Annotated in this window: 22 protein-coding genes; 17 read left to right on the top strand and 5 right to left on the bottom strand. The window is 64.3% G+C overall.

Annotation, left to right across the window (positions count from 1 at the left end; all coding sequences use genetic code 11):
• Window positions 1–4 precede the first annotated feature (4 nt).
• On the bottom strand, window positions 5–655 hold the full coding sequence (gene folE / locus CUJ91_RS28270) for a GTP cyclohydrolase I FolE (protein WP_006049605.1): 651 nt from the start codon (window positions 653–655) through the stop codon (window positions 5–7).
• A 130-nt stretch (window positions 656–785) separates the two neighbouring features.
• Window positions 786–1,715 (bottom strand): LysR family transcriptional regulator, encoded by a 930-nt coding sequence (locus CUJ91_RS28265; RefSeq protein ID WP_006049604.1) that lies wholly within the window; start codon window positions 1,713–1,715, stop codon window positions 786–788.
• Window positions 1,716–2,047: 332 nt separating this feature from the next.
• On the opposite strand from CUJ91_RS28265, the gene CUJ91_RS28260 reads away from it, so the two are divergent.
• The 5 genes from CUJ91_RS28260 to pcaC all read left to right on the top strand — a co-directional run bounded on the left by CUJ91_RS28260 (window position 2,048) and on the right by pcaC (window position 6,085).
• Window positions 2,048–2,755 (top strand): 3-oxoacid CoA-transferase subunit A, encoded by a 708-nt coding sequence (locus CUJ91_RS28260; RefSeq protein WP_006049603.1) that lies wholly within the window; start codon window positions 2,048–2,050, stop codon window positions 2,753–2,755.
• 13 nt (window positions 2,756–2,768) lie between these two features.
• The gene (locus tag CUJ91_RS28255) at window positions 2,769–3,428 is read left to right on the top strand and encodes a 3-oxoacid CoA-transferase subunit B (protein WP_114158090.1); all 660 of its coding nucleotides are present in this window, start codon (window positions 2,769–2,771) and stop codon (window positions 3,426–3,428) included.
• 91 nt (window positions 3,429–3,519) lie between these two features.
• On the top strand, window positions 3,520–4,899 hold the full coding sequence (locus tag CUJ91_RS28250; protein ID WP_114157699.1) for a 3-carboxy-cis,cis-muconate cycloisomerase: 1,380 nt from the start codon (window positions 3,520–3,522) through the stop codon (window positions 4,897–4,899).
• A 5-nt stretch (window positions 4,900–4,904) separates the two neighbouring features.
• On the top strand, window positions 4,905–5,696 hold the full coding sequence (gene pcaD / locus CUJ91_RS28245; protein WP_053859980.1) for a 3-oxoadipate enol-lactonase: 792 nt from the start codon (window positions 4,905–4,907) through the stop codon (window positions 5,694–5,696).
• Entirely contained in the window at window positions 5,693–6,085 is a 393-nt protein-coding gene (gene pcaC, locus CUJ91_RS28240; RefSeq protein WP_006049599.1) for a 4-carboxymuconolactone decarboxylase, read from the top strand. The genes pcaD and pcaC overlap by 4 nt, the downstream gene beginning before the upstream one ends.
• Before the next feature lie 94 nt (window positions 6,086–6,179).
• On the opposite strand, the gene CUJ91_RS28235 is transcribed toward pcaC, so the two are convergent.
• Window positions 6,180–6,890: a TetR family transcriptional regulator gene (locus tag CUJ91_RS28235; RefSeq protein WP_107707131.1), complete on the bottom strand. Its 711-nt coding sequence runs from the start codon at window positions 6,888–6,890 to the stop codon at window positions 6,180–6,182.
• A 424-nt stretch (window positions 6,891–7,314) separates the two neighbouring features.
• Here CUJ91_RS28235 and CUJ91_RS28230 point away from each other — a divergent pair, with 424 nt between their 5' ends.
• The 11 genes from CUJ91_RS28230 to CUJ91_RS28180 all read left to right on the top strand — a co-directional run bounded on the left by CUJ91_RS28230 (window position 7,315) and on the right by CUJ91_RS28180 (window position 21,528).
• Window positions 7,315–8,907: a 6-hydroxynicotinate reductase gene (locus tag CUJ91_RS28230; protein WP_114157698.1), complete on the top strand. Its 1,593-nt coding sequence runs from the start codon at window positions 7,315–7,317 to the stop codon at window positions 8,905–8,907.
• A 39-nt stretch (window positions 8,908–8,946) separates the two neighbouring features.
• Window positions 8,947–9,891, top strand: a complete 945-nt coding sequence (locus tag CUJ91_RS28225; RefSeq protein ID WP_053859982.1) for a UPF0280 family protein — start codon at window positions 8,947–8,949, stop codon at window positions 9,889–9,891.
• Complete coding sequence (locus tag CUJ91_RS28220) at window positions 9,867–10,457, top strand: amino acid synthesis family protein (protein ID WP_006049595.1); 591 nt, start codon at window positions 9,867–9,869, stop codon at window positions 10,455–10,457. Before CUJ91_RS28225 ends, CUJ91_RS28220 begins: the two co-directional genes overlap by 25 nt.
• Window positions 10,458–10,524: 67 nt before the next feature.
• Window positions 10,525–11,109: an amino acid synthesis family protein gene (locus CUJ91_RS28215; protein ID WP_114157697.1), complete on the top strand. Its 585-nt coding sequence runs from the start codon at window positions 10,525–10,527 to the stop codon at window positions 11,107–11,109.
• A gap of 163 nt (window positions 11,110–11,272) precedes the next feature.
• Window positions 11,273–13,234: an ABC transporter permease gene (locus tag CUJ91_RS28210; RefSeq protein WP_114157696.1), complete on the top strand. Its 1,962-nt coding sequence runs from the start codon at window positions 11,273–11,275 to the stop codon at window positions 13,232–13,234.
• Window positions 13,231–14,040, top strand: coding sequence for an ABC transporter ATP-binding protein (locus tag CUJ91_RS28205; RefSeq protein ID WP_114157695.1), 810 nt, complete (start codon window positions 13,231–13,233; stop codon window positions 14,038–14,040). The genes CUJ91_RS28210 and CUJ91_RS28205 overlap by 4 nt, the downstream gene beginning before the upstream one ends.
• On the top strand, window positions 14,037–14,750 hold the full coding sequence (locus CUJ91_RS28200; protein WP_114157694.1) for an ABC transporter ATP-binding protein: 714 nt from the start codon (window positions 14,037–14,039) through the stop codon (window positions 14,748–14,750). Before CUJ91_RS28205 ends, CUJ91_RS28200 begins: the two co-directional genes overlap by 4 nt.
• A 29-nt stretch (window positions 14,751–14,779) precedes the next feature.
• Window positions 14,780–15,979 (top strand): amidohydrolase family protein, encoded by a 1,200-nt coding sequence (locus CUJ91_RS28195; RefSeq protein ID WP_107706901.1) that lies wholly within the window; start codon window positions 14,780–14,782, stop codon window positions 15,977–15,979.
• A gap of 31 nt (window positions 15,980–16,010) precedes the next feature.
• Entirely contained in the window at window positions 16,011–16,529 is a 519-nt protein-coding gene (locus CUJ91_RS28190) for a (2Fe-2S)-binding protein (protein ID WP_114157693.1), read from the top strand.
• Window positions 16,526–20,173: a molybdopterin cofactor-binding domain-containing protein gene (locus CUJ91_RS28185; protein WP_114157692.1), complete on the top strand. Its 3,648-nt coding sequence runs from the start codon at window positions 16,526–16,528 to the stop codon at window positions 20,171–20,173. Before CUJ91_RS28190 ends, CUJ91_RS28185 begins: the two co-directional genes overlap by 4 nt.
• Window positions 20,174–20,319: 146 nt before the next feature.
• Complete coding sequence (locus CUJ91_RS28180; RefSeq protein ID WP_053859988.1) at window positions 20,320–21,528, top strand: ABC transporter substrate-binding protein; 1,209 nt, start codon at window positions 20,320–20,322, stop codon at window positions 21,526–21,528.
• Between the two features lie 32 nt (window positions 21,529–21,560).
• Here the strand turns inward: CUJ91_RS28180 and CUJ91_RS28175 are convergent, their stop codons facing one another.
• Window positions 21,561–21,812, bottom strand: coding sequence for a hypothetical protein (locus tag CUJ91_RS28175; protein WP_006049586.1), 252 nt, complete (start codon window positions 21,810–21,812; stop codon window positions 21,561–21,563).
• A gap of 151 nt (window positions 21,813–21,963) precedes the next feature.
• Between CUJ91_RS28175 and CUJ91_RS28170 the strand changes: the two genes are divergently transcribed.
• Complete coding sequence (locus CUJ91_RS28170; protein WP_114157691.1) at window positions 21,964–22,494, top strand: DUF6496 domain-containing protein; 531 nt, start codon at window positions 21,964–21,966, stop codon at window positions 22,492–22,494.
• 43 nt (window positions 22,495–22,537) lie between these two features.
• Here the strand turns inward: CUJ91_RS28170 and aptA are convergent, their stop codons facing one another.
• Window positions 22,538–23,866 (bottom strand): omega-aminotransferase AptA, encoded by a 1,329-nt coding sequence (gene aptA / locus CUJ91_RS28165; RefSeq protein WP_114157690.1) that lies wholly within the window; start codon window positions 23,864–23,866, stop codon window positions 22,538–22,540.
• Window positions 23,867–24,019: the final 153 nt, after the last annotated feature.

The following is a 24,019-nucleotide window of genomic DNA, read 5'->3' as shown; positions in this document are numbered from 1 at the left end:
GCGCTTACGTGTTATGCACCGCCACCGCGCCAGGATTGCCGACGATCGACAGAAACTCGCGCCGCGTGGACGGGTCCGTGCGGAACGTGCCCAACATGCGCGACGTGACCATCGTTACGCCCGCCTTATGCACGCCGCGCGTCGACATGCACTGATGCGAGGCTTCGAGGATTACGCCGACGCCCTCCGGTTGCAGCACGTCGTTCAGCGTATCGGCGATCTGCACTGTCATCTTTTCCTGAATCTGCAGACGCTTCGCGAATGCGTCGACGAGCCGTGCGAGCTTCGAGATGCCGACCACGCGATGTCCGGGCAAATAAGCAACATGCGCGCGCCCGATGATCGGCACCATGTGATGTTCGCAATAGCTTTCGAAGCGGATGTCCTTCAGCACGATCATCTCGTCGTAGCCGTCTACTTCGGAAAACGTGCGGGCGAGAATCTCGCGCGGGTCGATCTGATAGCCCGCATAGAACTCCTCATACGAGCGCACGACGCGCGCCGGTGTGTCGATGAGCCCTTCGCGCTCCGGGTTGTCGCCGGCCCAACGCAGCAGCACGCGAACCGCTGCTTCCGCTTCCTCGCGGCTCGGGCGGCCGTTCGCGGCCTCGGTTGCATTCGTGGCTGTGGTTTGTTCTGTCTTGCTGCTGGTCATCCGTCGCTCCTCCGCGATCGCGCGTCGACCTCGAGTGGAGTGGAGCGCGCGGGTTCATGAGTACAGCCATTGTTCCATGTTTACGGCATAACGTGCCGATGCCCCTTCAGGCGTCGCGGAGCTGACGGTTTCATTTCGGCCACTCGTCGAGCGCGTCGTTGAAGAGTTCGGCGACCACGCCACGCAGCCAGGTGCCGCGCGGATCGTTATGAAACTTGCGATGCCAGTGCTGCCGCAAATCGAAGCGCGGCAGCGGCAGAGGCGGTTCGACGAGCGTGATCGACGCATGCTCGGACACATACGCGAAGCCGATCGCGTGCGGCACCGTGGCGATCAGGTCCGTGCGCGCGAGGATGAACGGCAGGCTCATGAAATGGGGCGTTTCCAGCACCGCGCGCCGCTTGATGCGCTTTTTCACGAGGTACTGTTCGAGGACTTCCTGGCTGCGTCCTTCGGCGCGCACCACCGCATGTCCCGACGCGACATATTGCGCGAGCGTCAGCGGCGCTTTTGATAGCGGATGACCCGTGCGCATCAGGCAAATGAACCGGTGCGTGAAGAGCCGTTGCTGAAAGAAGTTATTGCCCGACAGATCGGGGAAGTAACCGACCGCGAGATCGACGTCGCCCGATTCGAGCCCGCGTTCCACATGCGAGGGCGGCAGCGACACCGAACGCAGATTCGCGTGCGGCGCGCGCTCGGCGAAAAGCTGCAATAGCCGCGGCAAAAACACGATTTCGCCGACGTCGGAAAGCGCGATCGAAAAGGTATGCGTGCTCGTGTCGGGATCGAACTCCTGCGCGTCGAGCATGCCTTTTTCGATTCGCAGAAGCGCGTCGCGCGCCGCGGGCAGAATCGCGAGCGCGCGCGGCGTCGGCTCCATGCCTTTGGACGTGCGCACAAACAGCGGGTCGTCGAAATATTCGCGCAGCCGGCCGAGCGCCGTGCTCACACGCGGCTGGCTCACGCCGAGTTGCTCGGCCGCGCGGCTCACGTTGCGCGTGTCCTCCATCGCAACGAGGTAGGGGATCAGGTTCAGGTCAAGGTTCGTGTCCGACATGCTTTTCGACGAGGGTCGCGTGGTGCTGTTCGTATTCGATGTGTCGATAAAGGGTAGCGGAAGAATCGCCGAACGCGATAGTGGGGTTTTTCTTTGCTGCCGATCAGAATCGGCGGCTCGCGACGGCCAGGTGGCGCGCACTTCGCCTTGCGGGAACCTATGATTAAGGGAAAGTCCGCGCCTTGACAATGCGGCGCAAGCGCAACCATAATCTTCGAATCGTTCGCTAATCGAATCAGTGTTCGCTATAAGAACATTGCAAGCTTCGCGGAACAGCGCAGACAACGCGATGGCGAGCCCGACGCGCGTAGCGCCTCTCAAGGAAATTCGACATGATCAACAAGATTTTCGAGTCACTTCAATCGGCCGTCGCCGATGTCCACGACGGCGCGACCGTCATGATCGGCGGCTTCGGCACGGCCGGCATGCCGTCGGAACTGATCGATGCGCTGATCGAGCAGGGCGCGCGCGAACTCACCATCGTCAATAACAACGCGGGCAACGGCGACATCGGCCTCGCGGCGCTGCTGAAGGCGAAGCGCGTGCGCAAGATCATCTGCTCGTTTCCGCGTCAGACCGATTCGTATGTATTCGACGCGCTCTATCGCGCCGGCGAAATCGAACTCGAACTCGTGCCGCAAGGCAATCTGGCCGAGCGCATCCGCGCGGCCGGCGCGGGCATCGGCGGATTTTTCACGCCGACCGGCTACGGCACGAAGCTCGCCGAAGGCAAGGAAACGCGTCTGATCGACGGCCGGCATTACGTGCTCGAGTCGCCGCTTCACGCGGATTTTGCGCTGATCAAAGCGTATAAGGGCGACCGCTGGGGCAACCTTGTTTATCGCAAGACGGCTCGCAACTTCGGGCCGATCATGGCAAGCGCCGCAAAAACCGCCATCGTGCAAGTGTCGGAAGTGGTGCCGCTCGGCGCGCTGGACCCGGAAAACATCGTGACGCCGGGCATTTTCGTGCAGCGCGTGATCGAAGTGCCGCAAGCGGCACATGCCCCGCAACCCAATCCGCGCGACGCCGCAGCCTGAACCGGAGACCGACATGAAGAAACTGACCCGCGATGAAATGGCCAAGCGCGTCGCACAGGATATTCCCGAAGGCGCGTATGTGAACCTCGGCATCGGCGTGCCGACGCTGGTGGCGAACCACCTTGCCGCCGACAAGGAAATCTTCCTGCACAGCGAAAACGGCCTGCTCGGCATGGGCCCGGCGCCCGCGAAGGGCGAGGAAGACGACGAACTGATCAACGCCGGCAAGCAGCACGTCACGCTGCTGACGGGCGGCGCGTTTTTCCATCACGCCGATTCGTTTGCGATGATGCGCGGCGGCCACCTCGACTTCTGCGTGCTCGGCGCATTCCAGGTCTCGGCGAAGGGCGACCTGGCGAACTGGCACACCGGAGCGCCCGACGCGATTCCGGCCGTCGGCGGCGCGATGGACCTCGCGATCGGCGCGAAGCAGGTCTACGTGATGATGGAGCATCTGACCAAGCAAGGCGAAAGCAAGATCGCCGCGGAATGCACGTATCCGGTGACGGGCGTCGGTTGCGTCGACCGCATCTACACCGATCTCGCGATGATCGACGTGACCGACCAGGGCCTCGTCGTGCGCGAGATTTTCTCGGACATCGACTTCGACGCCTTGCTGAAGCTCACGGGCGTGCCGCTGATCGACGGCACGCAGGCGGCGCGGGCGGCTTAAGCGCGCTGACAACTGCGGGCACTGTGACGCGCAACGCGTCATACTGCCCGCAGTGCTACATTCACCAGATCATCCGATCATCGACGTCATCATGCTCGACTCCAGCGGCCGGCTCACCGGCCTTCTTTGCGGCACGCAGCCGATGAACGACATCTGGGCGCCGCGCGCCACACTGCAACGGATGCTCGACGTCGAAGCGGCGCTCGCGCGCGCTTCGGCCGCGCACGGCGTGATTCCCGCAGCGGCCGTCGCGGCAATTGAAGCCGCGTGCCATGCGGATCAACTCGACGCCGACGCGCTCGCACGCGACGCCGCGCTCGGCGGCAATCTCGCGATTCCTCTCGTCAAGCAACTCACCGCGCGCGTGAAAGCCGCCGACGCGCAAGCATCGAAATACGTGCATTGGGGCGCGACGAGTCAGGACATCATCGACACGGCGACGGTGCTGCAACTGCGCGACACCTTCGATTTGCTCGACATCGGCCTGCAATCCACCTGCGACGCCATCGCGAAGCTCGCGGCCACGCATCGCGCCACGCCGATGATCGGCCGCACGTGGTTGCAGCAGGCGTTGCCTATCACGCTCGGTCTCAAGTTCGCGCAATGGCTCGACGCATTGCTGCGTCATCGCGAACGGCTCGACGCATTGCGCGCGCGCGTGCTCGTGCTGCAATTCGGCGGCGCGGCCGGCACGCTCGCGAGTCTGCGCGATGCGGCGCCGCAGGTCACGCAAGCGCTCGCGCAGGAACTCGGTCTCGCTGTGCCCACTTTGCCGTGGCATACGCAGCGCGATCGCATCGCTGAAACGGCATCGTTCTTCGGCATGCTGATCGGCACGCTCGGCAAGATCGCGCGCGACATCTCGCTGCAAATGCAAACGGAAATCGACGAACTATCGGAACCGGCCGCGGCCGGCAAAGGCGGATCGTCGACGATGCCGCACAAGCGCAATCCGGTCGGCTGTGCGGCGGTGCTCACGGCGGCCACGCGCGCGCCGGGGCTCGTCGCCACGGTGTTCGCGGGCATGGTGCAGGAACACGAGCGCGCGCTCGGCGGCTGGCAAGCCGAGTGGGATGCGTTGCCCGATCTCGCGCGGCTCGCGGGCGGCGCGCTTGCGAACATCGGGCAGATCGCGAGCGGACTCAACGTGAACATGCCGCGCCTGGCCGCGAACCTCGACGTCACGCATGGCCTGATTCTCGGCGAAGCGGTGATGCTCGCGCTCGGCGACAGCATCGGCCGGCTCGACGCGCATCATCTGGTCGAGAGCGCGTCGAAGGCGGCGATCCGCGAAGGGCAAACGCTTTTCGACGTGCTCTCCGCGGACTCCGCCGTGACCCTGCATCTTTCTGTCGAGCGGCTTAAGCAACTGCTCGATCCCGCTCAATACGTCGGCCAGGCGCACGCTTACGTGGACGCAGCGCTGGCGCTTCATACCGCGCGTTCGCAGCGCGCCACTTCGAAGGAGTAACCGGCATGCCATACGCCGCAGTCAACGGCACCGAGCTTCACTATCGGATCGACGGCGATCGTCACGGCAGCGCGCCGTGGGTGATTCTGTCGAATTCGCTCGGCAGCGATCTGTCCATGTGGACGCCGCAAGTCGCGGCCTTGTCGAAGCACTTTCGCGTGCTGCGCTACGACACGCGCGGTCACGGGCATTCGGAAGCGCCGAAAGGACCGTACACGATCGAACAATTGGCGGGCGACGTGCTCGGCCTGATGGATACGCTGAAGATCGCGCGCGCGCATTTTTGCGGCGTGTCGATGGGCGGACTCACGGGCGTCGCGTTGGCCGCGCGTCATGCGAGCCGCTTTGAGCGCGTCGTGCTCGCGAACACGGCGGCGCGCATCGGCTCGCCGGAAGTGTGGGTGCCGCGCGCCGCGCGCGCTCGCAGCGAAGGCATGCAGGCACTCGCTGACGCGGTGTTGCCGCGCTGGTTCACAGCGGATTACTTCGAGCGCGAGCCCGTCGTGCTTGCGATGATTCGCGACGTGTTCGTGCATACCGACAAGGAAGGCTACGCGTCGAACTGCGATGCGATCGACGCGACCGATCTGCGCCCCGAAACGCCTGGCATCAAGCTGCCGGTGCTCGTGATCAGCGGCACGCACGACGTGGCCGCGACGCCCGCGCAAGGCCGCGAACTGGCGCAGGCGATTCCGGCCGCGCGTTACGTCGAACTGGACGCCTCGCATATTTCGAACATCGAGAAGGCCGATGCGTTCACGAAGGCTGTGATCGATTTTTTGACGGAGCCCAAATGAACGACGAAGACCGCTACGAAGCCGGACTCGGCGTGCGCCGCGCGGTATTGGGCGACGCGCATGTGGACCGCTCGCTTGCCAACCGCACCGAGTTGACGGAAGAGTTTCAGAACTTCATCACGCGTTATGCGTGGGGCGAAGTGTGGACGCGCGAAGGTTTGCCGCGGCACACGCGCAGCCTGCTCACGATTGCGATGATGGTCGCGCTCAATCGCAGCGAAGAACTCGCGCTGCATTTGCGGGCCGCGAAAAACAACGGCGTGACGCGCGAGCAGATCAAGGAAGTGCTGCTGCAAACCGCGATTTACTGCGGCGTGCCGGCGGCGAACTCGGCGTTTCATCTCGCCGATAAACTGTTCCGCGAAGACGATGCGGCGGCGAAGACTTGAGGGTTTTGCTGTGGCGATGGTTTGATGAAGAAACGCGCGCCTGTGCTACGGCGCGCGTTTTTTATTGGGCGGTTGTCTCTCTCGAGTGCTTTACTTATGCCTCCGTGTCCGCATTCAAGCTAGCATTCGACGCGACATCAACCGGCAATTGCAGACGCACCGCGCGCAACACCGTATCTTTGATCACTTCGCGCCAATGCGCGAGCGCTGCCTTGTCCATCAGCGCTTCGCCGAGAAACGCGCCTAACGTGTACTGATTGGCGTTATAAAAATAACCGAGCGACGCGATCATCAGATACACGTCGCGTGCTTTGACGTCGGCGCGAAAAACGTGCTGCGCCTTGCCTGCGTCCAGCAACTTCTGCACGACTGAAATCGCGTAGCCCGAAATCTCCTTCAGCTTGGACGACTTCTTCGCATGCTTGCCTTGATGCAGATTCTCGCTCGATAGCAGCGTGACGAACTCAGGGTGATCGAGATAGTACTGCCAGACGAATTCGACCATTTGTTCGAGGCCGTGAACCGGGTCTTCGAGGTCGAGGTCGAGTTTGCTTTCCGCTTCGTTGAACTGCGTGTAGATGGTCTCCAACACTTCGACGAACAACTGCTCCTTGCTGCCGAAGTAGTAGTAGATCATGCGGTCGTGCGAGCGCGCGGCCTTCGAAATGCTTTCCACCCGGCCGCTCGCATAGCCCTGCTTCGCGAAGACCTTGATTGCCGCTTTCAGAATCTTGGCGCGCGTGTCCTGCGCCTGTTTCGCGCGGATGCCCGTGGCGCCCGGCTTGCGGCCGGCAGTGGAATTCATGGCGATCTGGTATCTCTTCGTTGGCGTGTTGAAGGGATTGAACTCTCTTGCGCGCTTGGTTCGGCATGCAGGCGTCCTCATCATACCGTGCGCATTGCAGACTGCCGAGTCTCTTTCTAGCGATGCACGGTGAACTGCTTCGGCGTAAATTGAATCTCTGGCGACGAGGCCGCGTTCAATGTTCGAGTCAGCGTTTGAATGCGGCGGCGCACCATCCGCTTGCGGGCCGGAAACTCATTGCGCAGTCTATTTTGATCGGGTAGATTTCAGACAGCTTTGGTGTAGCGAATACTACACGAACGGTAAGTGACCGCAACATGGAATCATGCGTGGAAACATGCGAGTCACGCGAAAGTGCCCTGAAACAAGGGCTATTCGTCAGCCGGGCAGGACCGATTGTGATGTCGTCGTATGGAACCCCACTATGACAGAACATACGAAGGTCGATTTCGGTGCGGAACGCGTCGACGGCGATATCGCCTCGACGCCGGGTCCCACCGTGCTCGAGAAGGCGGCGCCGCGCAGCGAGCGTATGGCGTCGAACAAGATCGAATGCAATGCCTGTCCGGTGCTGTGTCAGATCTCCGAAGGGCGCACCGGCGCATGCGATCGCTATGCGAATGCGGACGGGCGGCTGATTCGCGTCGACCCTGTCGTATTCCTGTCGCGCTCGCAAGCCGATAGCACAGATGCCCTGGTCGAATTCGGCGCATCTCAAGAAGAAGCGCGAGACGATACGGCCGACGCCGCGCTCTTCGTCACGGGCGTGGGCGCATCGTCCACCTATCCCGACTACAAGCCCGCGCCTTTCATCGTTGCCTCGAAGCTCGACGACGTCGACATGGTCACGGTCGTCACCGAAGGCATCTTCAGCTATTGCAGCTTCAAGGTCAAAATCGACACGGACCGCTTTCTCGGACCCGAGCAGGCGAACGTGCGTTGCCAGGGCGAGATCGTCGGCCATGTGACGACGGCGGAATACGGTTCGCAAATGTTGAGCCTCGGCGGCGTGCATCATCTGACTGGCGGCAGCAAGAAAGAAGGCCGCGTGACCTGCGACATGATGCTTGCACTCGGCAACAAGCAGGCGGTTGAACTCAGCATAGACGGCGGCGCGAGCCTCGTGGTGCGCGCGGGCGCGGCGCCAGTGGTCGACGGCGTCGAGGAACGGCGCATGCGCGTGGGCTGCGGTTCCGCGACCATCGGCATTTTCGCGAAACAATGGTTCGGCCATGTCGATGAGGTCGTGGTCGTCGACGATCACATCACTGGCGTCTTGACCGAGCATCAGGCGGGGCGCTGCCTCGGCATGACGCGCTCGGGCATCAAGATTCGCGGACGCAAATCGACGCCAGGACGCTATTTTCAGGTGGCCAATCCAGGCATCGGTTGGGGCGGCACCGACATACAAGACCCGCTCGCGATTATCGAAGGCTTCGATCCCGCTGTCGCTCAACCCGGCATGCGTCTCCTGATGGTGTCGACTACCGGCGAGCACGCGCAGTGGTATGAACTCGATCATGAGCTCGTGCCGCGCGTCGCGGCGATGCCCGATGCGGTGCGCCGCACGGTGGAACGCATCGGCGAAAACTGCGAGCCGTCGCTTGCCACGGTGCTGTTTCTCGGCGGCGCGGGCGGCAGTCTGCGCGCGGGCGCGACCGAGAACCCCGTGCTGCTCACGCGTGCGATCAAGCAGAAGCTCGTGAACGTGACGTGCGGCGGCGCGCCGGCTTATGTGTGGCCAGGCGGCGGCATCACCGTGATGGTCGACGTGTCGCGCATGCCCGACCGTTCGTTCGGCACCGTGCCCACGCCGGCGATCGTCGCGCCGATCGAATTCACGATGACGTACGACGCTTATCGCGATCTCGGCGGCCATCTGGATGCGGTGCGTTCGTTGGAGAGCGTGCTCGCGAATGGTCCCGAACATACGGAAGGCGCGCCGCTCGCGCGTCGAACGTTGGCGCGCAATCCGGACAATCCGTGGCCGCCCGCCATGCCGCCGATGCTGGGCTAACCGACTAACGCGGCTAACAATTCGGCCCACAACCACGCGATGAATCCAACCCGCACCCGTATCGACGCGACGCGCTGGCATTGGCAGCATGGCCCGATCGATCTGATTCTCAGCGCCGACGGCGAACCTGCCGCGCTGCAAGCCGCATATGAAGCGTGCTGGACGCGTTTCGTCGATGTATTGCCTGAGCTGGTCAGCGAACTGAAGATGCTTCGGCAACCCGTGCGCGCCGATGCACCGCTCAACGAATGCCCGCTGCAAGGCCGCGTGGCGCGCAGCATGTGGGCCGTGTGCCATCCGCATCGCGCGCGCTTTATCACGCCGATGGCAGCCGTTGCAGGCAGCGTCGCGGACGAACTGATCGGTGCATTCAAACGCGAAGGCGTGTCGCGTGCGTTTATCAACAATGGCGGCGACATCGCGTTTCATTTGACCGAAGGCCAGCAATATCGCGTGGGCGTGTTCGCGGATCTCTCGCAGTGGCTCACGAAGACGCAGCGTTCAAACGGCGATACGCTCGACGCCAACCTCACAATCGACGCAAGCATGCCGATTCGCGGCATCGCGACGAGCGGCTGGCGCGGGCGGAGCTTCAGCCTCGGCATTGCCGACAGCGTGACCGTCCTCGCAGGCGACGCGGCGAGCGCGGACGCGGCCGCGACGATGATCGCCAACGCGGTGAACCTCGATCATGCGGGCATCGTGCGAAAGCCGGCGTCGTCGCTGAAGGATGACACCGACCTCGGGGATCGGCTCGTGACCGTGGATGTCCCTGCGCTGCCGCAACCGCTCATCGACTTCGCGCTTGCTCGCGGCGTGGAAGCCGCGCGGCGCTTGGTCCAGCGCGGCCTGATAGAAGGCGCCGCGTTGTTCCTGCAAGGACGCGTGCGCACGGCCGGCATGCACGGCACACACGCGTTGCTGACGATGCATCGCGCTCACTCAACAACGGAGGCTCCGTGTTCGAAATACGCCGCGTGCTGACGCACGTCGAAGACATCTTTCACGAATTCGGCCCCGCGCCGGCAGAGCCATTAAGACGCGGCGCAATCGCCGCCGTGATGACGAACCCGTTCGCCGGCCGCTATGAGCCGAACATCGAACACGCGATGGAAGCGCTCAAGCCGATCGGCTTCGACATGGCGCAGCGTCTGCTCGCGGCGATGGCGGTGCCGCATGCGTCGATAGAAAGTTATGGCAAGGGCGCGATTGTCGGCTCGCGCGGCGAACTCGAACACGGCGCGTTGTGGCATGTGCCGGGCGGCTATGCAATGCGCGAGCTGCTAGAAAAGAACGGCGTGCCGACCAACGCAATCGTGCCGTCGACGAAAAAAGTCGGCGCGCCATCCACCGCGCTCGACGTGCCGCTCACGCATGTCAACGCGAGCTATGTGCGCAGTCACTTCGACGCAATCGAAGTGCGCGTGCCAGGCGCGCCCGCCGCGGACGAAGTGGTGTTCATCCTCGTGATGAGCACGGGACAGCGCGTGCATGCGCGCGTCGGCGGGCTCGCCAAAGAGGCGATTGTGGGCAAGGACGGCTTGCGCTGAACCACGCTGCATGTTCACTGAAGGTCGCTGAAGGTCGCAACACATACATCGAATCTCGGAGAGCGAAATGGCAATCAGGCTTCGCAAGCTGGTCGTGCAAGTGGACGAAACCCGCATTGAAATGGGCCAGAACATCGATCCGCCCACGCGCCGCGCGGTGGCGATCGCGGTGATCGACAATCCGTATGCGGGCCGCTATGAGGCAAAGCTCGACGCGCTGATCGACGCCGGCGAGGAACTCGGCGCGCTGCTCGGCAAGCGCTGCGTCGAGGCGCTCGGTATCGAACCCGGCGAAGCGCAGAGCTACGGCAAGGCCGCGATTGTCGGCGAGGCGGGCGAACTCGAACACGCGGCCGCGATCTTGCATCCCAAGCTCGGCGCGCCGCTGCGCGCGGCCGTCGAAAAGGGCGCGGCGCTCGTGCCGTCGGCGAAAAAAATGGGCACGCTCGGCGCGGCAATCGACGTGCCGCTCGGCCACAAGGACGCCGCCTTCGTGCGCAGTCATTTCGACGCGATCGAGGCGCGCGTGTCGGACGCGCCGCGTGCCAATGAAATCGTCGTCGCGGTGGCGGTGACGGCGTCGGGCCGGCCGCTGCCGCGCATCGGCGGCTTGCAGGCGAACGAGATCAAGGGCGAGGATGGTTTGCGCTGAGGTGTGCATGCATTTGTTTCGCGCGTCCCCACAAGGGATTTCTTTCAGGTAGTGTGCTGCCGTTGATGCGTGCGAGCACGGTGCCGCACGCGCCGCAACGTCTGCTGGCCGAGTGGCATGCGCATGTCGCGTGCGGGCGGTCGGCAAGCTGCCGAGGGTCTCGATGCTTTCGAATTTGCTGGTACAACTGGTCAACGGACTCGCCGATGCGTCGACGCTCTTTCTCGTCGCCGCCGGTTTGTCGTTGATCTTCGGCGTGACGCGCATCGTCAATTTCGCGCACGGCTCGTTCTATATGTTCGGCATCTACATCGCGTACAGCATCGCGAGCCGCTTCGGACATACGGCGGGCGGCTTCTGGCTGTCGGTGCTGGCCGCGGCGCTCGTCGTCGCGGTGCTTGGTGCGCTGGTCGAGGTCATCGTGTTGCGGCGCATTTATCAGGCGCCCGAACTATTTCATCTGCTTGCCACGTTCGCGCTCGTATTGATCTTTCGCGATGCCGCGTTGTGGCTATGGGGCCCGGAAGATCTGTTCGGGCCGCGCGCGCCGCATCTTGCCGGCGCGGTGAATTTCCTCGGCCATCCGCTGCCGACCTACGACATCGCGTTGATCGTGATCGGCCCGGTCGTGTTGCTGCTGCTCTGGTATGCGCTGACGCGCACGCGTTGGGGCACGCTTGTGCGCGCGGCGACGCAGGACCGCGAGATGCTCGGCGCGCTCGGCATCAATCAGGCGTGGCTGTTTACCGGCGTGTTCTTCGTCGGCGCGTTTCTCGCGGGTCTGGGCGGCGCGCTGCAAGGGCCGCGCATGTCGGCGAATCTCTCTCTCGATCTCGAGACGATCGGCAATGCGTTTGTGGTCGTCGTGGTCGGCGGCATGGGTTCGATTCCGGGCGCATTCGTGGCCGCGCTCATCATCGCGGAGATCAAGGCGCTGTGCATCGGCATTGGACATGTGACGATTTTCGGCGTCGGCCTGTCGTTGAGCCGCTTTACGCTGGTCGCGGAATTCGTCGTGATGGCGGTCGTGCTGGTCGTGCGGCCCTGGGGTTTGCTCGGCCGCGCGAGTGCTGCGGTGCGCGGCATGGCGGCGCCCGAAGCGCCGTTGCGTCCCGCAGGCAAGCGCGTCAAATGGCTGGCTGCGATCGTACTGCTGGTTCTGCTTCTCGCGCCGCTCTTGGCCAACGCATTCCCGTATATGCCGGTGCTGCTGGTGGAAATTCTGATCGCTGTTCTGTTTGCAACGAGCCTGCATTTCATCATGGGACCGGGCGGCATGCATTCGTTCGGCCACGCCGCTTATTTCGGGCTCGGCGCGTATGGCGCGGCGCTCTTTCTCAAAGTACTCAATCTGCCGATGGAAGCCGCGTTGCTGCTCGCGCCGCTACTCGCAGTGGGCGGCGCGCTCGTGTTCGGCTGGTTCTGCGTGCGTTTGTCCGGCGTCTATCTCGCGATGCTGACGCTCGCGTTCGCGCAGATCGTCTGGTCGGTCGTATTCCAATGGGACGATGTGACGGGCGGCAGCAACGGCATTCTCGGCTTGTGGCCGGCCGACTGGCTTTCGTCGCCGGTGGCCTTCTATTACGTGACGCTCGTGTGCGCGGTGATCGGCGTGTGGCTGTTGCGGCGCATGCTGTTTTCGCCGCTCGGCTATGCGATGCGCGCGTCGCGCGATTCGGTGTTGCGCGCGGAGGCCATCGGCATCGACGTGAAGCGCGTGCAGTGGGCGGCGTTCGTGATCGCGTCGCTGTTCTGCGGACTTGCGGGATCGTTGTATGCGTTCTCAAAAGGCACGATCTCGCCGGAGGTGATCAGCGTGAGCCGTTCCGTCGACGGTCTCGTGATGGTGCTGCTCGGCGGCTTGCAGACGCTCACCGGCCCCATCGTGGGCGCGGCCGTGTTCACGTGGCTGCAGGACACCGTCGCGCGGCAGACCGACTATTGGCAGGCGCTGCTGGGCTTCGCGATTTTGCTGCTCGTGATCGCGTTTCCGCAAGGCATCGTTGGCTCTATTCGCGATCGTTTCGGTGACGACATCAACGATAACGCCAACGACGCCAACAACGCGGCCGGCAAAACCACCGCACCCACTTCGCAGCGCGCGGCGATCAAGGAGGGGCTATGAGCTTGCTGCAAGTGTCCGGCCTCTCGAAGTCGTTCGGTGGACTGAAGGCCGTCGACAACGTGTCGTTCACGCTCGAAGCCGGCCAGCTTCTCGCGCTGCTCGGCCCGAACGGCGCGGGTAAATCGACGTGCTTCAACATGGTCAACGGACAGTTGCCGCCTTCGTCGGGCTCGATCCGTTTCGGCGGACACGAACTCGTCGGCATGCGTCCGCGCGACATCTGGCGGCTCGGCGTGGGCCGCACATTCCAGATCGCCGCGACCTTCAATTCGATGACCGTACTCGAAAACGTGCAGATCGCGCTCGTTTCGCGCGAACGCAAAACCTTCGGCCTGTGGAAACCCGCGGGCTCGCGCTACGCCGATGAAGCGTTCGCACTGCTCGAACAGGTCGGCATGGCCGCCGACGCGAAGCGCGCCTGCGGCGTGCTTGCATATGGCGACGTCAAGCGTGTCGAACTCGCGATTGCGCTCGCGAACCGCCCGAAGCTGCTGCTGATGGACGAACCCACTGCGGGCATGGCGCCGAAGGAGCGTAACGAATTGATGGCGCTGACGCGGCGGCTCGTTACCGAGCAGAAGATCGGCGTGCTGTTCACCGAGCACAGCATGGACGTCGTGTTTGCCTACGCCGACCGCATGATCGTACTCGCGCGCGGCAAGCTGATTGCCGAAGGCGACGGCGAGACGATCCGCAACGATCCGCGCGTGCAGGAAGTGTATTTCGGCACCGGCAAGACGTTTCAGCCACACGCGGCGCTGCATGACACGGCAGGCGGCCACGCCGGCGAAGGAGTCCTGCAATGAGCGAGCCGATGCTGAAAGTCGCGGGCCTCAACGCGTTTTATGGCCGCGCACATATTCTGTTCGACGTCGGCCTCGAAGTGGGACGCGGTGAAGTGGTTGCGTTGATGGGCCGCAACGGCGCGGGTAAATCGACCACGATGAAAGCGGTCATGGGTTTGCTGCCGCGCCGCCAGGGCGAAGTGACGTTTCGCGGACAGAACATCGCCGCGCTGCCGCCGTACAAGATCGCGCGCATGGGCATGGGCTTCGTTCCCGAAGACCGGCGCGTGTTCGCCGATCTCACAGTGATGGAGAACCTCGACGCGGGCCGTCAGCCGCCGCGCGAAGGCGCGCCGCAATGGACGCCGGAAAAGCTGTTCCGCCTGTTCCCGAATCTCGGCGAAATGCCGAAGCGTCCCGGCGGCCATATGAGCGGCGGCGAGCAGCAGATGCTGACGGTATCGCGCACGCTGATGGGCAACCCGTACCTCGTGTTGCTCGATGAACCGTCGGAAGGCGTCGCGCCCGTGATCGTCGAGCAGATGGCCAACATGATCCTCGAACTGAAGCGCGAGGGGCTGTCCATTCTGTTGTCCGAGCAGAACCTGCACTTCGCCGAGATGGTCAGCGACCGCGCTTATGTCCTTGAAAAAGGGCAAATCCGCTTTAGCGGCAGCATCGGCGAACTGGCGAAGAACGAAACCGTGAGGCGCGCTTATCTGAGCGTGTAATCGAACCGTCGTTGCAAAAGGAGAGGCAGATGGCAGCAGAGACGTTGACAGGATTGTCCGGCAAGGTCGCGGTGACGAACATCGGCCTGCTGTTATCCGGCGACATCGATCAGCCGATTCTCGACGCCGATACGCTCGTGATCGACGACGGCGTGATCGTCGCGATCGGCAAGGAAGCGGACTGCGACCTCGAAGGCGCGCGCACTACCGTCGATTGCAAGGGCACGACGGTAGCACCTGGCCTGATCGACTCGCATGTGCATCCGGTATTCGGCGACTGGACGCCGCGTCAGAATCAGCTCGGCTGGATCGAATCGAATCTGAACGGCGGCGTGACGACGATGATCTCGGCGGGCGAAGTGCATTTACCTGGCCGTCCGAAAGATGTGCTCGGCGTGAAGGCGCTTGCGATCACCGCGCAGCGTTCGTTCGAAGGCATGCGTGCGGCGGGCGTCGGCGGTGGCGTCAAGGTGATGGCGGGCGCGCCGGTGATCGAAAAAGGCATGGTCGAAGAGGACTTCAAGGAGCTCTCCGAAGCCGGCGTGAAGCTGCTGGGCGAAGTCGGTCTCGGCAGCGTGAAGGCCGGCGAGGAAGCCGCGCAAATGGTCGCGTGGGCGCGCAAGTACGGCATTCAGAGCACGATTCATACGGGCGGTCCGTCGATTCCGGGCTCGGGGCTGATCGACCGCGACGTGGTGCTTGCGGCCGACGCCGACGTGATCGGCCACGTCAACGGCGGGCATACGTCGCTGTCTTATCGCCATGTTTGCGACTTGTGCGAGCAGTCGAGCCGCGCGCTCGAAATCGTTCATAACGGCAACGAACGCATTGCATTGCTGACGGCGCGTCATGCGATCGAACTCAAATGCCCGCACAGGATCATCCTCGGCACCGACAGCCCGGCCGGCTCGGGCGTGCAGCCGCTCGGCATCTTGCGCATGATTGCGTTGATTTCGAGCCTCGCCGACGTGCCTGCGGAAATCGCGTTCTGCTTCGCGACGGGCAACACGGCGCGGCAACGCAACTTGCGTCAGGGGCTGATCGAAGTGGGCCGTCCCGCCGACCTCGTCTTCATGGACCGCGCGCAGCATACGGCCGCGGACACGCTGCTCGAAAGCGTGCAACTCGGCGATATTCCAGGCGTGGGCATGGTGATGATCGACGGCTTGATCCGTTGCCGGCGCAGCCGCAATACGCCGCCCGCGACCGAAGTGCCGGTGGTGCTATGAATGCGCGTCTTAGAGCGCGGTCGGCGCGCTCATGAACGGTCCGGCGCCGCTCGCGTTGCAGGTCAACGGCGCGACGCATGTCGTCTGCGCCAGCGCGGACACGCCTTTGCTTTACCTGCTGCGCAACGACCTCGCGCTCAATGGTCCGAAATTCGGCTGCGGCCTGGGCGAGTGCGGCGCGTGCACGGTGCTGCTCGACGGCATGCCGACGCGCGCCTGCGTGACCACGGCGAAGGTGGCGCTGGGGCACGAGATCACCACGCTCGAAGGACTCGGCACGCGTACCGCGCTGCATCCGGTGCAACAGGCGTTTATCGACGAACAGGCCGCGCAGTGCGGCTATTGTCTGAGCGGCATGATCATGACGACGAAGGCGCTGCTCGAGCGCGATCCGCATCCGAGCGTCGAGACGATTTGCCGCGAGTTGTCGCGCAACCTGTGCCGTTGCGGCACGCATGTGGAAATCGTGCGGGCCGTGCAGCGCGCCGCTGAATTGCTCGCCACGCAGAAGCGCGTTCAAGAGACCGCTGATAAAGAGGCGAGCGCATGACGGGACCGGACTTCAGCGTCGATCGACGCGCGGCACCGCCGTCGCGCAAACAACTCTACGACGCGCAGAGCGTGCTGATCGTCACGCGGCCGCCGCAAGCGCCGGTTCAACCGGCGGCCGGTCAGCCGGGCTCGCGGTCGTCGTTCATGCCCACTGACGCCGACATGTTCCTCGCCGTGCGCGACGACGGCAGCGTGATCGCGTTCAACGGCCACGTCGATCTCGGCACGGGCATCGGCACCGCGCTTGCACAGATCGTCGCGGAAGAACTCGATGTGCCGTTGACGCGCGTGTCGATCGTGCTCGGTCATACGAACGAGACGCCGAATCAGGGGCCGACGATTGCCAGCGCCACGCTTCAGATAACGGCCGTGCCGTTGCGGCACGCCGCGGCGCAGGCGCGGCAATGGCTGGTTGAGCAGGCGGCGATGCGGCTTGGCGTTGACGTGAAAAAGCTCGATGTGCGCGATGGCATCGTGTTCGAACGCGACGATGCAAATGCAAGTGGGAGTGCAAAGCGCATCGCCTACGGCGAGCTCATCGCGGGGCAACGCATCGAACTCCAGTTGACTACCGACGCGCCGCTCAAAGACCCGACCGCATACAACATCGTCGGCAAGCATGCGCCGCGTGTCGATATTCCCGCAAAGGCAACGGGCGAATTGAGCTTCGTCCACGATGTGCGCGTGCCTGGCATGCTGCATGGGCGCGTCGTGCGTCCGCCGTATGCGGGCATCGCGCAGGGCAACTTCATTGGTAACAGTTTGCTGCGTGTCGATGAAGAGTCGATCCGCGACATGGCCGGCATCGTCAAGGTCGTGGTGATACGCGACTTCGTCGGCATCGTGGCGGAGCGCGAGGAAATCGCGCAGCAGGCCGCGAAGCGGCTCGACGTGCAATGGAGAACCACCGAAGCCTTGCCGCCGCTGGATACCAGCGAGGAAGTGGAAGCCGCATTGCGCGCGAATCCTGCGAAGCGGCGCGAGCTTTTAATCGGCGGGGATGTCGACGCCGCGCTTTCACGCGACCCCACTCGCACGTTGAATCGCACGTACGTATGGCCGTTTCAGATGCATGCGTCGATTGGACCGTCGTGCGCGGTGGCCGACTATCGCGACGGTGCGTTGAAGGTATGGTCCGGCACGCAGAATCCGCATTCGCTGCGCGCGGACCTCGCGTTGCTGATGGGCATGAACGAAGCGCACATCGAGATCGTGCGCATGGATGCCGCCGGCTGCTACGGCCGCAATTGCGCGGACGATGTCGCCGCCGACGCCGCGTTGCTCTCGCGTGCGGCCGGCGCGCCGGTGCGCGTGCAACTGTCGCGCGAGGACGAGCATGCGTGGGAGCCGAAGGGCGCCGCGCAATTGATGGACGTGCGCGGCGCGTTGAGCGCCGAGGGCGAGCTCGCGGCTTACGACTTCGCGACGCGTTATCCATCGAACGATGCGCCCACGTTGGCGTTGTTGCTGACCGGCACGCTGTCCGGCGAGCCGCAGGTGTTCGAGATGGGCGACCGCACGGCCGTGCCGCCGTACGACTACGAGGCGATGCGCGTCGTCTGCGACGACACGCCGCCTATTGTTCGCGCGTCGTGGCTGCGCGGCGTGTCGGCGTTGCCGAACACTTTCGCGCACGAGTCGTTCATCGACGAACTCGCAGTGGAAGCGGGCGCCGATCCGGTCGAGTTTCGGCTGAAGCATTTGCGCGACCCGCGCGCGGCCGATCTCGTGAAAGCGGTGGCCGAGCGCGCGGGCTGGCAGCCGCGCGTGCGCGAAGCCACTGACGCTGAGGCTCACGAACGAGGCGAACAAAGCGACCAAGGCGACATCGCACGAGGCCGCGGTATCGCCTACGCCCGCTACGTGCACAGCAAATTCCCCGGCTTCGGCGCCGCGTGGTGCGCGTGGGTCGCCGACGTCGAAGTCAATCGCCGAAGCGGCGAACTCGCGGTGACGCGCGTCGTGGTCGGCCAGGACAACGGCACGACGATCAACCCGGACGGCGTGCGTCACCAGATTCACGGCAACGTGATCCAGGCGACGAGCCGCGCGCTGAAAGAACGCGTGACGTTCGGCGGCAACGCGGTGACGAGCCAGGAGTGGGGCGCGTATCCGATTCTCACGTTTCGCGAAGTGCCGGTGATCGACGTCGTGATGATGCCGCGTCACGGCGAGCCGCCGATGGGCGCGGGCGAATCCGCGTCGCTGCCCGGCGCGGCGGCGATTGCCAACGCGTTGTACGACGCGACCGGCGTGCGTTTTCGCAGGCCGCCGTTCACGCCCGAAACGATTCGCGCGGCGCTCGCCGATGCACAAGCAGAGGAGGCCGCCGCGCGCAGGAAAAAGCGCTGGCGGCTCGGTTTTCTAGGGGCGTTCGCGGCTGGCGCGGCGGGCTGGCTCGGCGCGTTGTCGCTGGCGCCGTCCGCTCTCGCGCCGATCACGCCGCCGCTCGCGAGCGCCTTCGCGCCCGAGCTGATTGCGCGCGGCAAGGTGCTCGCGTCGCTTGGCAATTGCGCGGTCTGCCACACCGCGAAGAACGGCGTGCCGAACGCGGGCGGCAAGCCGCTTGAGACGCCGTTCGGCACCGTCTACAGCACGAACATCACGCCGGATGTGCAGACGGGCATCGGCGCATGGTCGCTCGAAGCGTTTGTCCGCGCGATGCGTGAAGGCGTCAGCCGCGACGGGCATCGGCTCTATCCGGCGTTCCCGTACACGTCCTTCAAAAATACTTCCGACGACGACCTCAACGCGCTCTACGCGTATCTGATGTCGCAAACGCCTGTGCGTTTTCGTCCGCCGGAAACGAAGCTGCCGTTTCCGTTTAGCGCGCGTCCGTTGATGGCGGCTTGGAACGGCCTCTTCCTCGGGCGCAACACGTTCACCGCCAGCGCGACGCAAAGCGCGCAATGGAATCGCGGCGCGTATCTCGTCAACGGGCTCGGGCATTGCAGCGCGTGTCACACGCCGCGCAATGCGTTCGGCGCCGAGAAAAGCGGCGCGGCCTTCATGGGCGGAGGCAGCGCGGAAGGTTGGGAAGCGCCCGCGTTATCGTCGCTATCGAACGCGCCGGTGCCGTGGACCGAGGACGAGCTGTTCCGCTATTTGCGCTTCGGCCATGCGCCGCTGCACGGCGTCGCGGCGGGACCGATGGCGCCCGTCGTCGCCGATCTCGCGGCGCTGCCCGACAGCGATATTCGCGCGATGGCGACGTATCTCGCGTCGCTCGCGCCAGTGGAACCGAACGTCGATGTCGCGGCGATGGCGCGGCAATACGAAGCGGCGAGCACGATCAACGGCGCGCCGTCCAGCGTCGGCGCGCGGCTGTTCGACGGCGCTTGCGCGGCCTGTCATCACACCGGCAGCGGGCCGCAACTGTTTGGCGCGCATCCGTCGCTTGCGCTCAACACGAACCTGCATGGCGCGACGCCCGATAACTTGATCCGCGTGATTCTCGACGGCATCGGCTCGCCTGCGCGGCCCGAACTCGGTACGATGCCGGCTTATCGCGACAGTTTCAACGACGCCCAGGTCGCCGAGCTGGTGTCGTATCTGCGGCAGCAATTCGCGGGCGGCAAGCCTGCCTGGCAGAATGTGGCGGCAAGCGTCGCGAGGATTCGCGCGACGGCGAGCGCGGAGTGAGGGCAAGAACGAACGCAACAGTAAGCGCAAGAACGAACGCACGAGCCACTGCCCGCCCGGCCGCTTGAACGCCGCCGCAACGCCTGATAGAACAGCCTGTTAGAAGACCAACGCATTCCCGCAATCCCATTGATACGGAGAAACGCATGACCACGCGCGCACGATGGATCTCTCGCCTGACGCTATCGACGGTTGTTTCATTCGCCGCCTTCGGCGCCAATGCCCAGCAGACCATCAAGATCGGGGAAATCAACAGCTATAAGGCGCAGCCGGCCTTTCTCGGGCCTTACAAGAACGGCTGGAATCTCGCGCTCGAGCAGATCAACGGCGCGGGCGGCGTGCTCGGCAAAAAGCTCGAAGTCGTTTCGCGCGACGACAACGGCAACCCCGGCGACACCATTCGCGTCGCGCAGGAGCTGATCGCGCGTGAACAGGTGCAACTGCTGTTCGGCGGTTTCCTGTCGAACACCGGCCTCGCGCTCACCGATTTCGCGAAGCAGAAAAAGATCTTCTTCCTCGCCGCCGAACCGCTGACGGACAAGATCGTCTGGGCCGACGGCAACAAATACACGTACCGTCTGCGTCCTTCCACGTATATGCAGGTCGCGATGCTCGTGCCCGAAGCGGCCAAGCTGAAGAAAAAGCGCTGGGCGCTCGTCTATCCGAACTATGAGTATGGGCAGTCGGCGGTCGCGACGTTCAAGAAGCTCCTCACCGCCGCGCAACCCGACGTGCAGTTCGTCGCCGAACAGGCCACGCCGCTCGGCAACGTGGATGCGGGCGCGGTCACGCAGGCTCTCGCCGATGCGAAGCCCGACGCGATCTTCAACGTGCTGTTCGGGGCCGACCTCGGCAAGTTCGTGCGCGAGGGCAATACGCGCGGCCTCTTCAAGGACCGCACGGTGGTGTCGCTGCTGACGGGCGAGCCGGATTATCTCGATCCGCTGGGCGCCGAAGCGCCGGCCGGCTGGATCGTGACGGGCTACCCGTGGTATTCGATTGACACTCCGGCGAACAAGAAGTTTGTCGACGCCTATCAGGCGAAGTATCACGACTACCCGCGGCTCGGCTCGGTGGTCGGCTACTCGGCGCTGATGTCGATCGCTGCGGGCATCAAAAAGGCCGGTTCCGCGGATACCGACAAGCTCGCGGCCGCGTTCAAGGGTCTCGCCGTCGACACGCCGTTCGGGCCGATCACCTATCGCGCGCAGGACAATCAGTCGACGATGGGCGCTTACGTCGGCGTCACCGGTCTGAAGGACGGCAAGGGCGTGATGACGTCGTATCGCTACATCGACGGCGCGAGCGTGCAGCCGTCGGATGCCGACGTGAAAAAGCTGCGGCCCGGCGAGTAAGCAGGCGTCGCCGTCGGCCTCGGCCTCGGCGGCTATTCCTCCGCGTCGTGCTCGGCCACGAAGCGCCGCAAGTAGGCCAGCACCGCCGCTTCGACCGCGCGATGGTCGGCGGTGCTTTTCGAGCCCGCGTTCTCCTCGTCGCCGAACAGCGACGAAGGCGCGTCGTGCACGTCGATTTCCTGCCCTTCGCGGAAGATGCGAATTTCGTGGACGTCTTCCGCGTATTCCGCGATCCAGTGAACGCCTTCGATATGCGCGCCTGCGCGCACGGTGGGGATCTTCATCAGTGTCTCCCATTCGGACCGGTCCAGTGCGCCGGCCCTTGACCACACCATACGCCGTCCCCGTGAACGGCGCGAGTCCTGGCGAAGTGTCTCAGCGCTGCGGCACAGCCATTGCTTCACTGCATGGGCCACAGTCAACCGGAGAACTGTCATGCCCGAGAAGAAAACCCTCAAGCGTGCGGAAGCCGACAAACGCGCCGGCAAGTCGGCGAGCACGCAAGCTGGAGAGTTCGTCAAGGAACAGGTGGACAAGGTGCGCGCCGGCAAGCACGGCGTGCGCTCGCCGAAACAGGCGATTGCGATCGGATTGTCGGAGGCGCGTCGCGCGGGCGTCGATCTAAAGGCGCCGAAGAAGGGCAGCACGAGCGAGGCGACCCGCAAGAAGGCGGAGAAGGACAGCGCCGCGGGACACAAGAAGGGCGCCGCGAAAAAGACCGCCAGCAAGGAGTCGACGGCGAAGCGCTCGCGCACCTCGACCAATGTGCTGAAGCGCGAAAGCAAGGCCGGCGCGTCGCACTCGGCGATGTCGAAGCAGGCGAAGTCGGCGGCGGCCAAGCGGCCGGCCGCGAGCCGCTCGGCGGCGGCGAAGAAGGCTGCCGCGACGAAAGGCGCAGCCGGACGTTCAGCCGCGGCGAAGAAGGCGGCGCAGACACGCGCTGCGCGCGCGCATCAGCATCACTGACGGCGGACGGCGCGCGACCTGCGCGCCGTTGTTCGCTGTCGCCTTACTGCACCGTGGCCAGCACGTCGCCGACCGTCTTGAAGAGATGCGCGATCTGCTCTTCGTTGATGATGAGCGGCGGCGAAAACGCCAGGATGTCCCCCGTAAAGCGCACCAGCACGCCCGCCTCGAAGCATTTGACGAACGCCTCGTAAGCGCGCGCGCCCGGTGCGCCGTCGCGCGATTCGAGTTCGATGCCGGCGATCATCCCGAGATTGCGGATGTCCTTCACATGCTTTGCGCCGCGCAGCGAGTGAACGGCGGCTTCGAACGTCGGCGCGAGCGACGCGGCGCGCTCGAACAGGCCCTCGCTGCGATACAGGTCGAGCGTCGCGATGGCGGCGGCGACCGCGGCCGGGTGCGCCGAATACGTGTAGCCGTGGAACAGCTCGATCGCGCCTTGTGTGCCGCCGTTGACGATCGTGTCGTGCACTGTGCGGCTCGCCGCGACCGCGCCCATCGGGATCGACGCGTTGTTGATCGCCTTCGCCATCGTGATCAGGTCGGGCGTCACGCCGAAATATTCGCTGGCCGTGGCCTTGCCGACGCGGCCGAAGCCCGTGATCACTTCGTCGAAAATCAGCAGGATGCCGTGCTTCGTGCAGATGTCGCGCAGCTTCTGCAGGTAGCCTTGCGGCGGAATCAGCACGCCCGTCGAGCCGGCGACCGGTTCGACGATCACCGCGGCAATCGTCGACGCATCGTGCAGCGCGACGATGCGCTCCAGTTCGTCGGCGAGATGCGCGCCCCACGCCGGCTGACCCTTCGAGAACGCGTTCTGCTCGAGATTGTGCGTGTGCGGCAGATGATCGACGGCCGGCAGCAGCGCGCCGGAAAACGTCTTGCGGTTCGGCGCGATGCCGCCGACCGAAATCCCGCCGAAGCCCACGCCGTGATAACCGCGCTCGCGGCCGATCAGGCGCGTGCGCTGCGCTTCGCCGCGCGAGCGGTGATAGGCGAGCGCGATTTTTAGTGCCGTGTCGACGGATTCGGAACCCGAGTTCGTGAAGAAGATGCGGTCGAGGCCTTCGGGCATCAGCTCGGCGACCCGCGTGGCTGCTTCGAACGCGAGCGGATGGCCCATCTGGAACGTCGGCGCAAAGTCCAGCGTGGAAAGCTGCTTCGTGATCGCGGCGACGATCTCGTCGCGGCTGTGGCCCGCATTCACGCACCATAGGCCCGCGCAGCCGTCGAGCACTTCGCGGCCGTCCGTGCTGCGGTAGTACATGCCTTTCGCCGATTCCAGCAGGCGCGGCGCGGCCTTGAACTGGCGGTTGGCGGTGAACGGCATCCAGAAAGACGACAGATCGTCGATGACGGGGCGCGAAGTCATGGGTTTCTCCTCGAAGTGGTTTCCCAAGAGGGACTTCCTTTGGGCGTCCCCCAAGAATAGTTGCTTCGGGGCGTCTGCCAAGGGGACTTCCTTTGGGCGTAGCCAAAACTGTAGCGTTCGCGGTTTAATGGCGGCATAAACAGTTGACGCGGT

Source organism: Paraburkholderia graminis, assembly GCF_003330785.1.
GTDB classification, from domain to species: Bacteria; Pseudomonadota; Gammaproteobacteria; order Burkholderiales; family Burkholderiaceae; genus Paraburkholderia; species Paraburkholderia graminis.
This window is presented reverse-complemented; position numbering and strand designations above follow the sequence as displayed.

Coding starts and splice junctions, on each gene's coding strand:
- folE (WP_006049605.1), bottom strand. CDS start 655: ATGACCAGCAGCAAGACAGAACAAACCACAGCCACGAATGCAACCGAG.
- CUJ91_RS28265 (WP_006049604.1), bottom strand. CDS start 1,715: ATGTCGGACACGAACCTTGACCTGAACCTGATCCCCTACCTCGTTGCG.
- CUJ91_RS28260 (WP_006049603.1), top strand. CDS start 2,048: ATGATCAACAAGATTTTCGAGTCACTTCAATCGGCCGTCGCCGATGTC.
- CUJ91_RS28255 (WP_114158090.1), top strand. CDS start 2,769: ATGAAGAAACTGACCCGCGATGAAATGGCCAAGCGCGTCGCACAGGAT.
- CUJ91_RS28250 (WP_114157699.1), top strand. CDS start 3,520: ATGCTCGACTCCAGCGGCCGGCTCACCGGCCTTCTTTGCGGCACGCAG.
- pcaD (WP_053859980.1), top strand. CDS start 4,905: ATGCCATACGCCGCAGTCAACGGCACCGAGCTTCACTATCGGATCGAC.
- pcaC (WP_006049599.1), top strand. CDS start 5,693: ATGAACGACGAAGACCGCTACGAAGCCGGACTCGGCGTGCGCCGCGCG.
- CUJ91_RS28235 (WP_107707131.1), bottom strand. CDS start 6,890: ATGAATTCCACTGCCGGCCGCAAGCCGGGCGCCACGGGCATCCGCGCG.
- CUJ91_RS28230 (WP_114157698.1), top strand. CDS start 7,315: ATGACAGAACATACGAAGGTCGATTTCGGTGCGGAACGCGTCGACGGC.
- CUJ91_RS28225 (WP_053859982.1), top strand. CDS start 8,947: ATGAATCCAACCCGCACCCGTATCGACGCGACGCGCTGGCATTGGCAG.
- CUJ91_RS28215 (WP_114157697.1), top strand. CDS start 10,525: ATGGCAATCAGGCTTCGCAAGCTGGTCGTGCAAGTGGACGAAACCCGC.
- CUJ91_RS28210 (WP_114157696.1), top strand. CDS start 11,273: ATGCTTTCGAATTTGCTGGTACAACTGGTCAACGGACTCGCCGATGCG.
- CUJ91_RS28205 (WP_114157695.1), top strand. CDS start 13,231: ATGAGCTTGCTGCAAGTGTCCGGCCTCTCGAAGTCGTTCGGTGGACTG.
- CUJ91_RS28200 (WP_114157694.1), top strand. CDS start 14,037: ATGAGCGAGCCGATGCTGAAAGTCGCGGGCCTCAACGCGTTTTATGGC.
- CUJ91_RS28195 (WP_107706901.1), top strand. CDS start 14,780: ATGGCAGCAGAGACGTTGACAGGATTGTCCGGCAAGGTCGCGGTGACG.
- CUJ91_RS28190 (WP_114157693.1), top strand. CDS start 16,011: ATGAACGGTCCGGCGCCGCTCGCGTTGCAGGTCAACGGCGCGACGCAT.
- CUJ91_RS28185 (WP_114157692.1), top strand. CDS start 16,526: ATGACGGGACCGGACTTCAGCGTCGATCGACGCGCGGCACCGCCGTCG.
- CUJ91_RS28180 (WP_053859988.1), top strand. CDS start 20,320: ATGACCACGCGCGCACGATGGATCTCTCGCCTGACGCTATCGACGGTT.
- CUJ91_RS28175 (WP_006049586.1), bottom strand. CDS start 21,812: ATGAAGATCCCCACCGTGCGCGCAGGCGCGCATATCGAAGGCGTTCAC.
- CUJ91_RS28170 (WP_114157691.1), top strand. CDS start 21,964: ATGCCCGAGAAGAAAACCCTCAAGCGTGCGGAAGCCGACAAACGCGCC.
- aptA (WP_114157690.1), bottom strand. CDS start 23,866: ATGACTTCGCGCCCCGTCATCGACGATCTGTCGTCTTTCTGGATGCCG.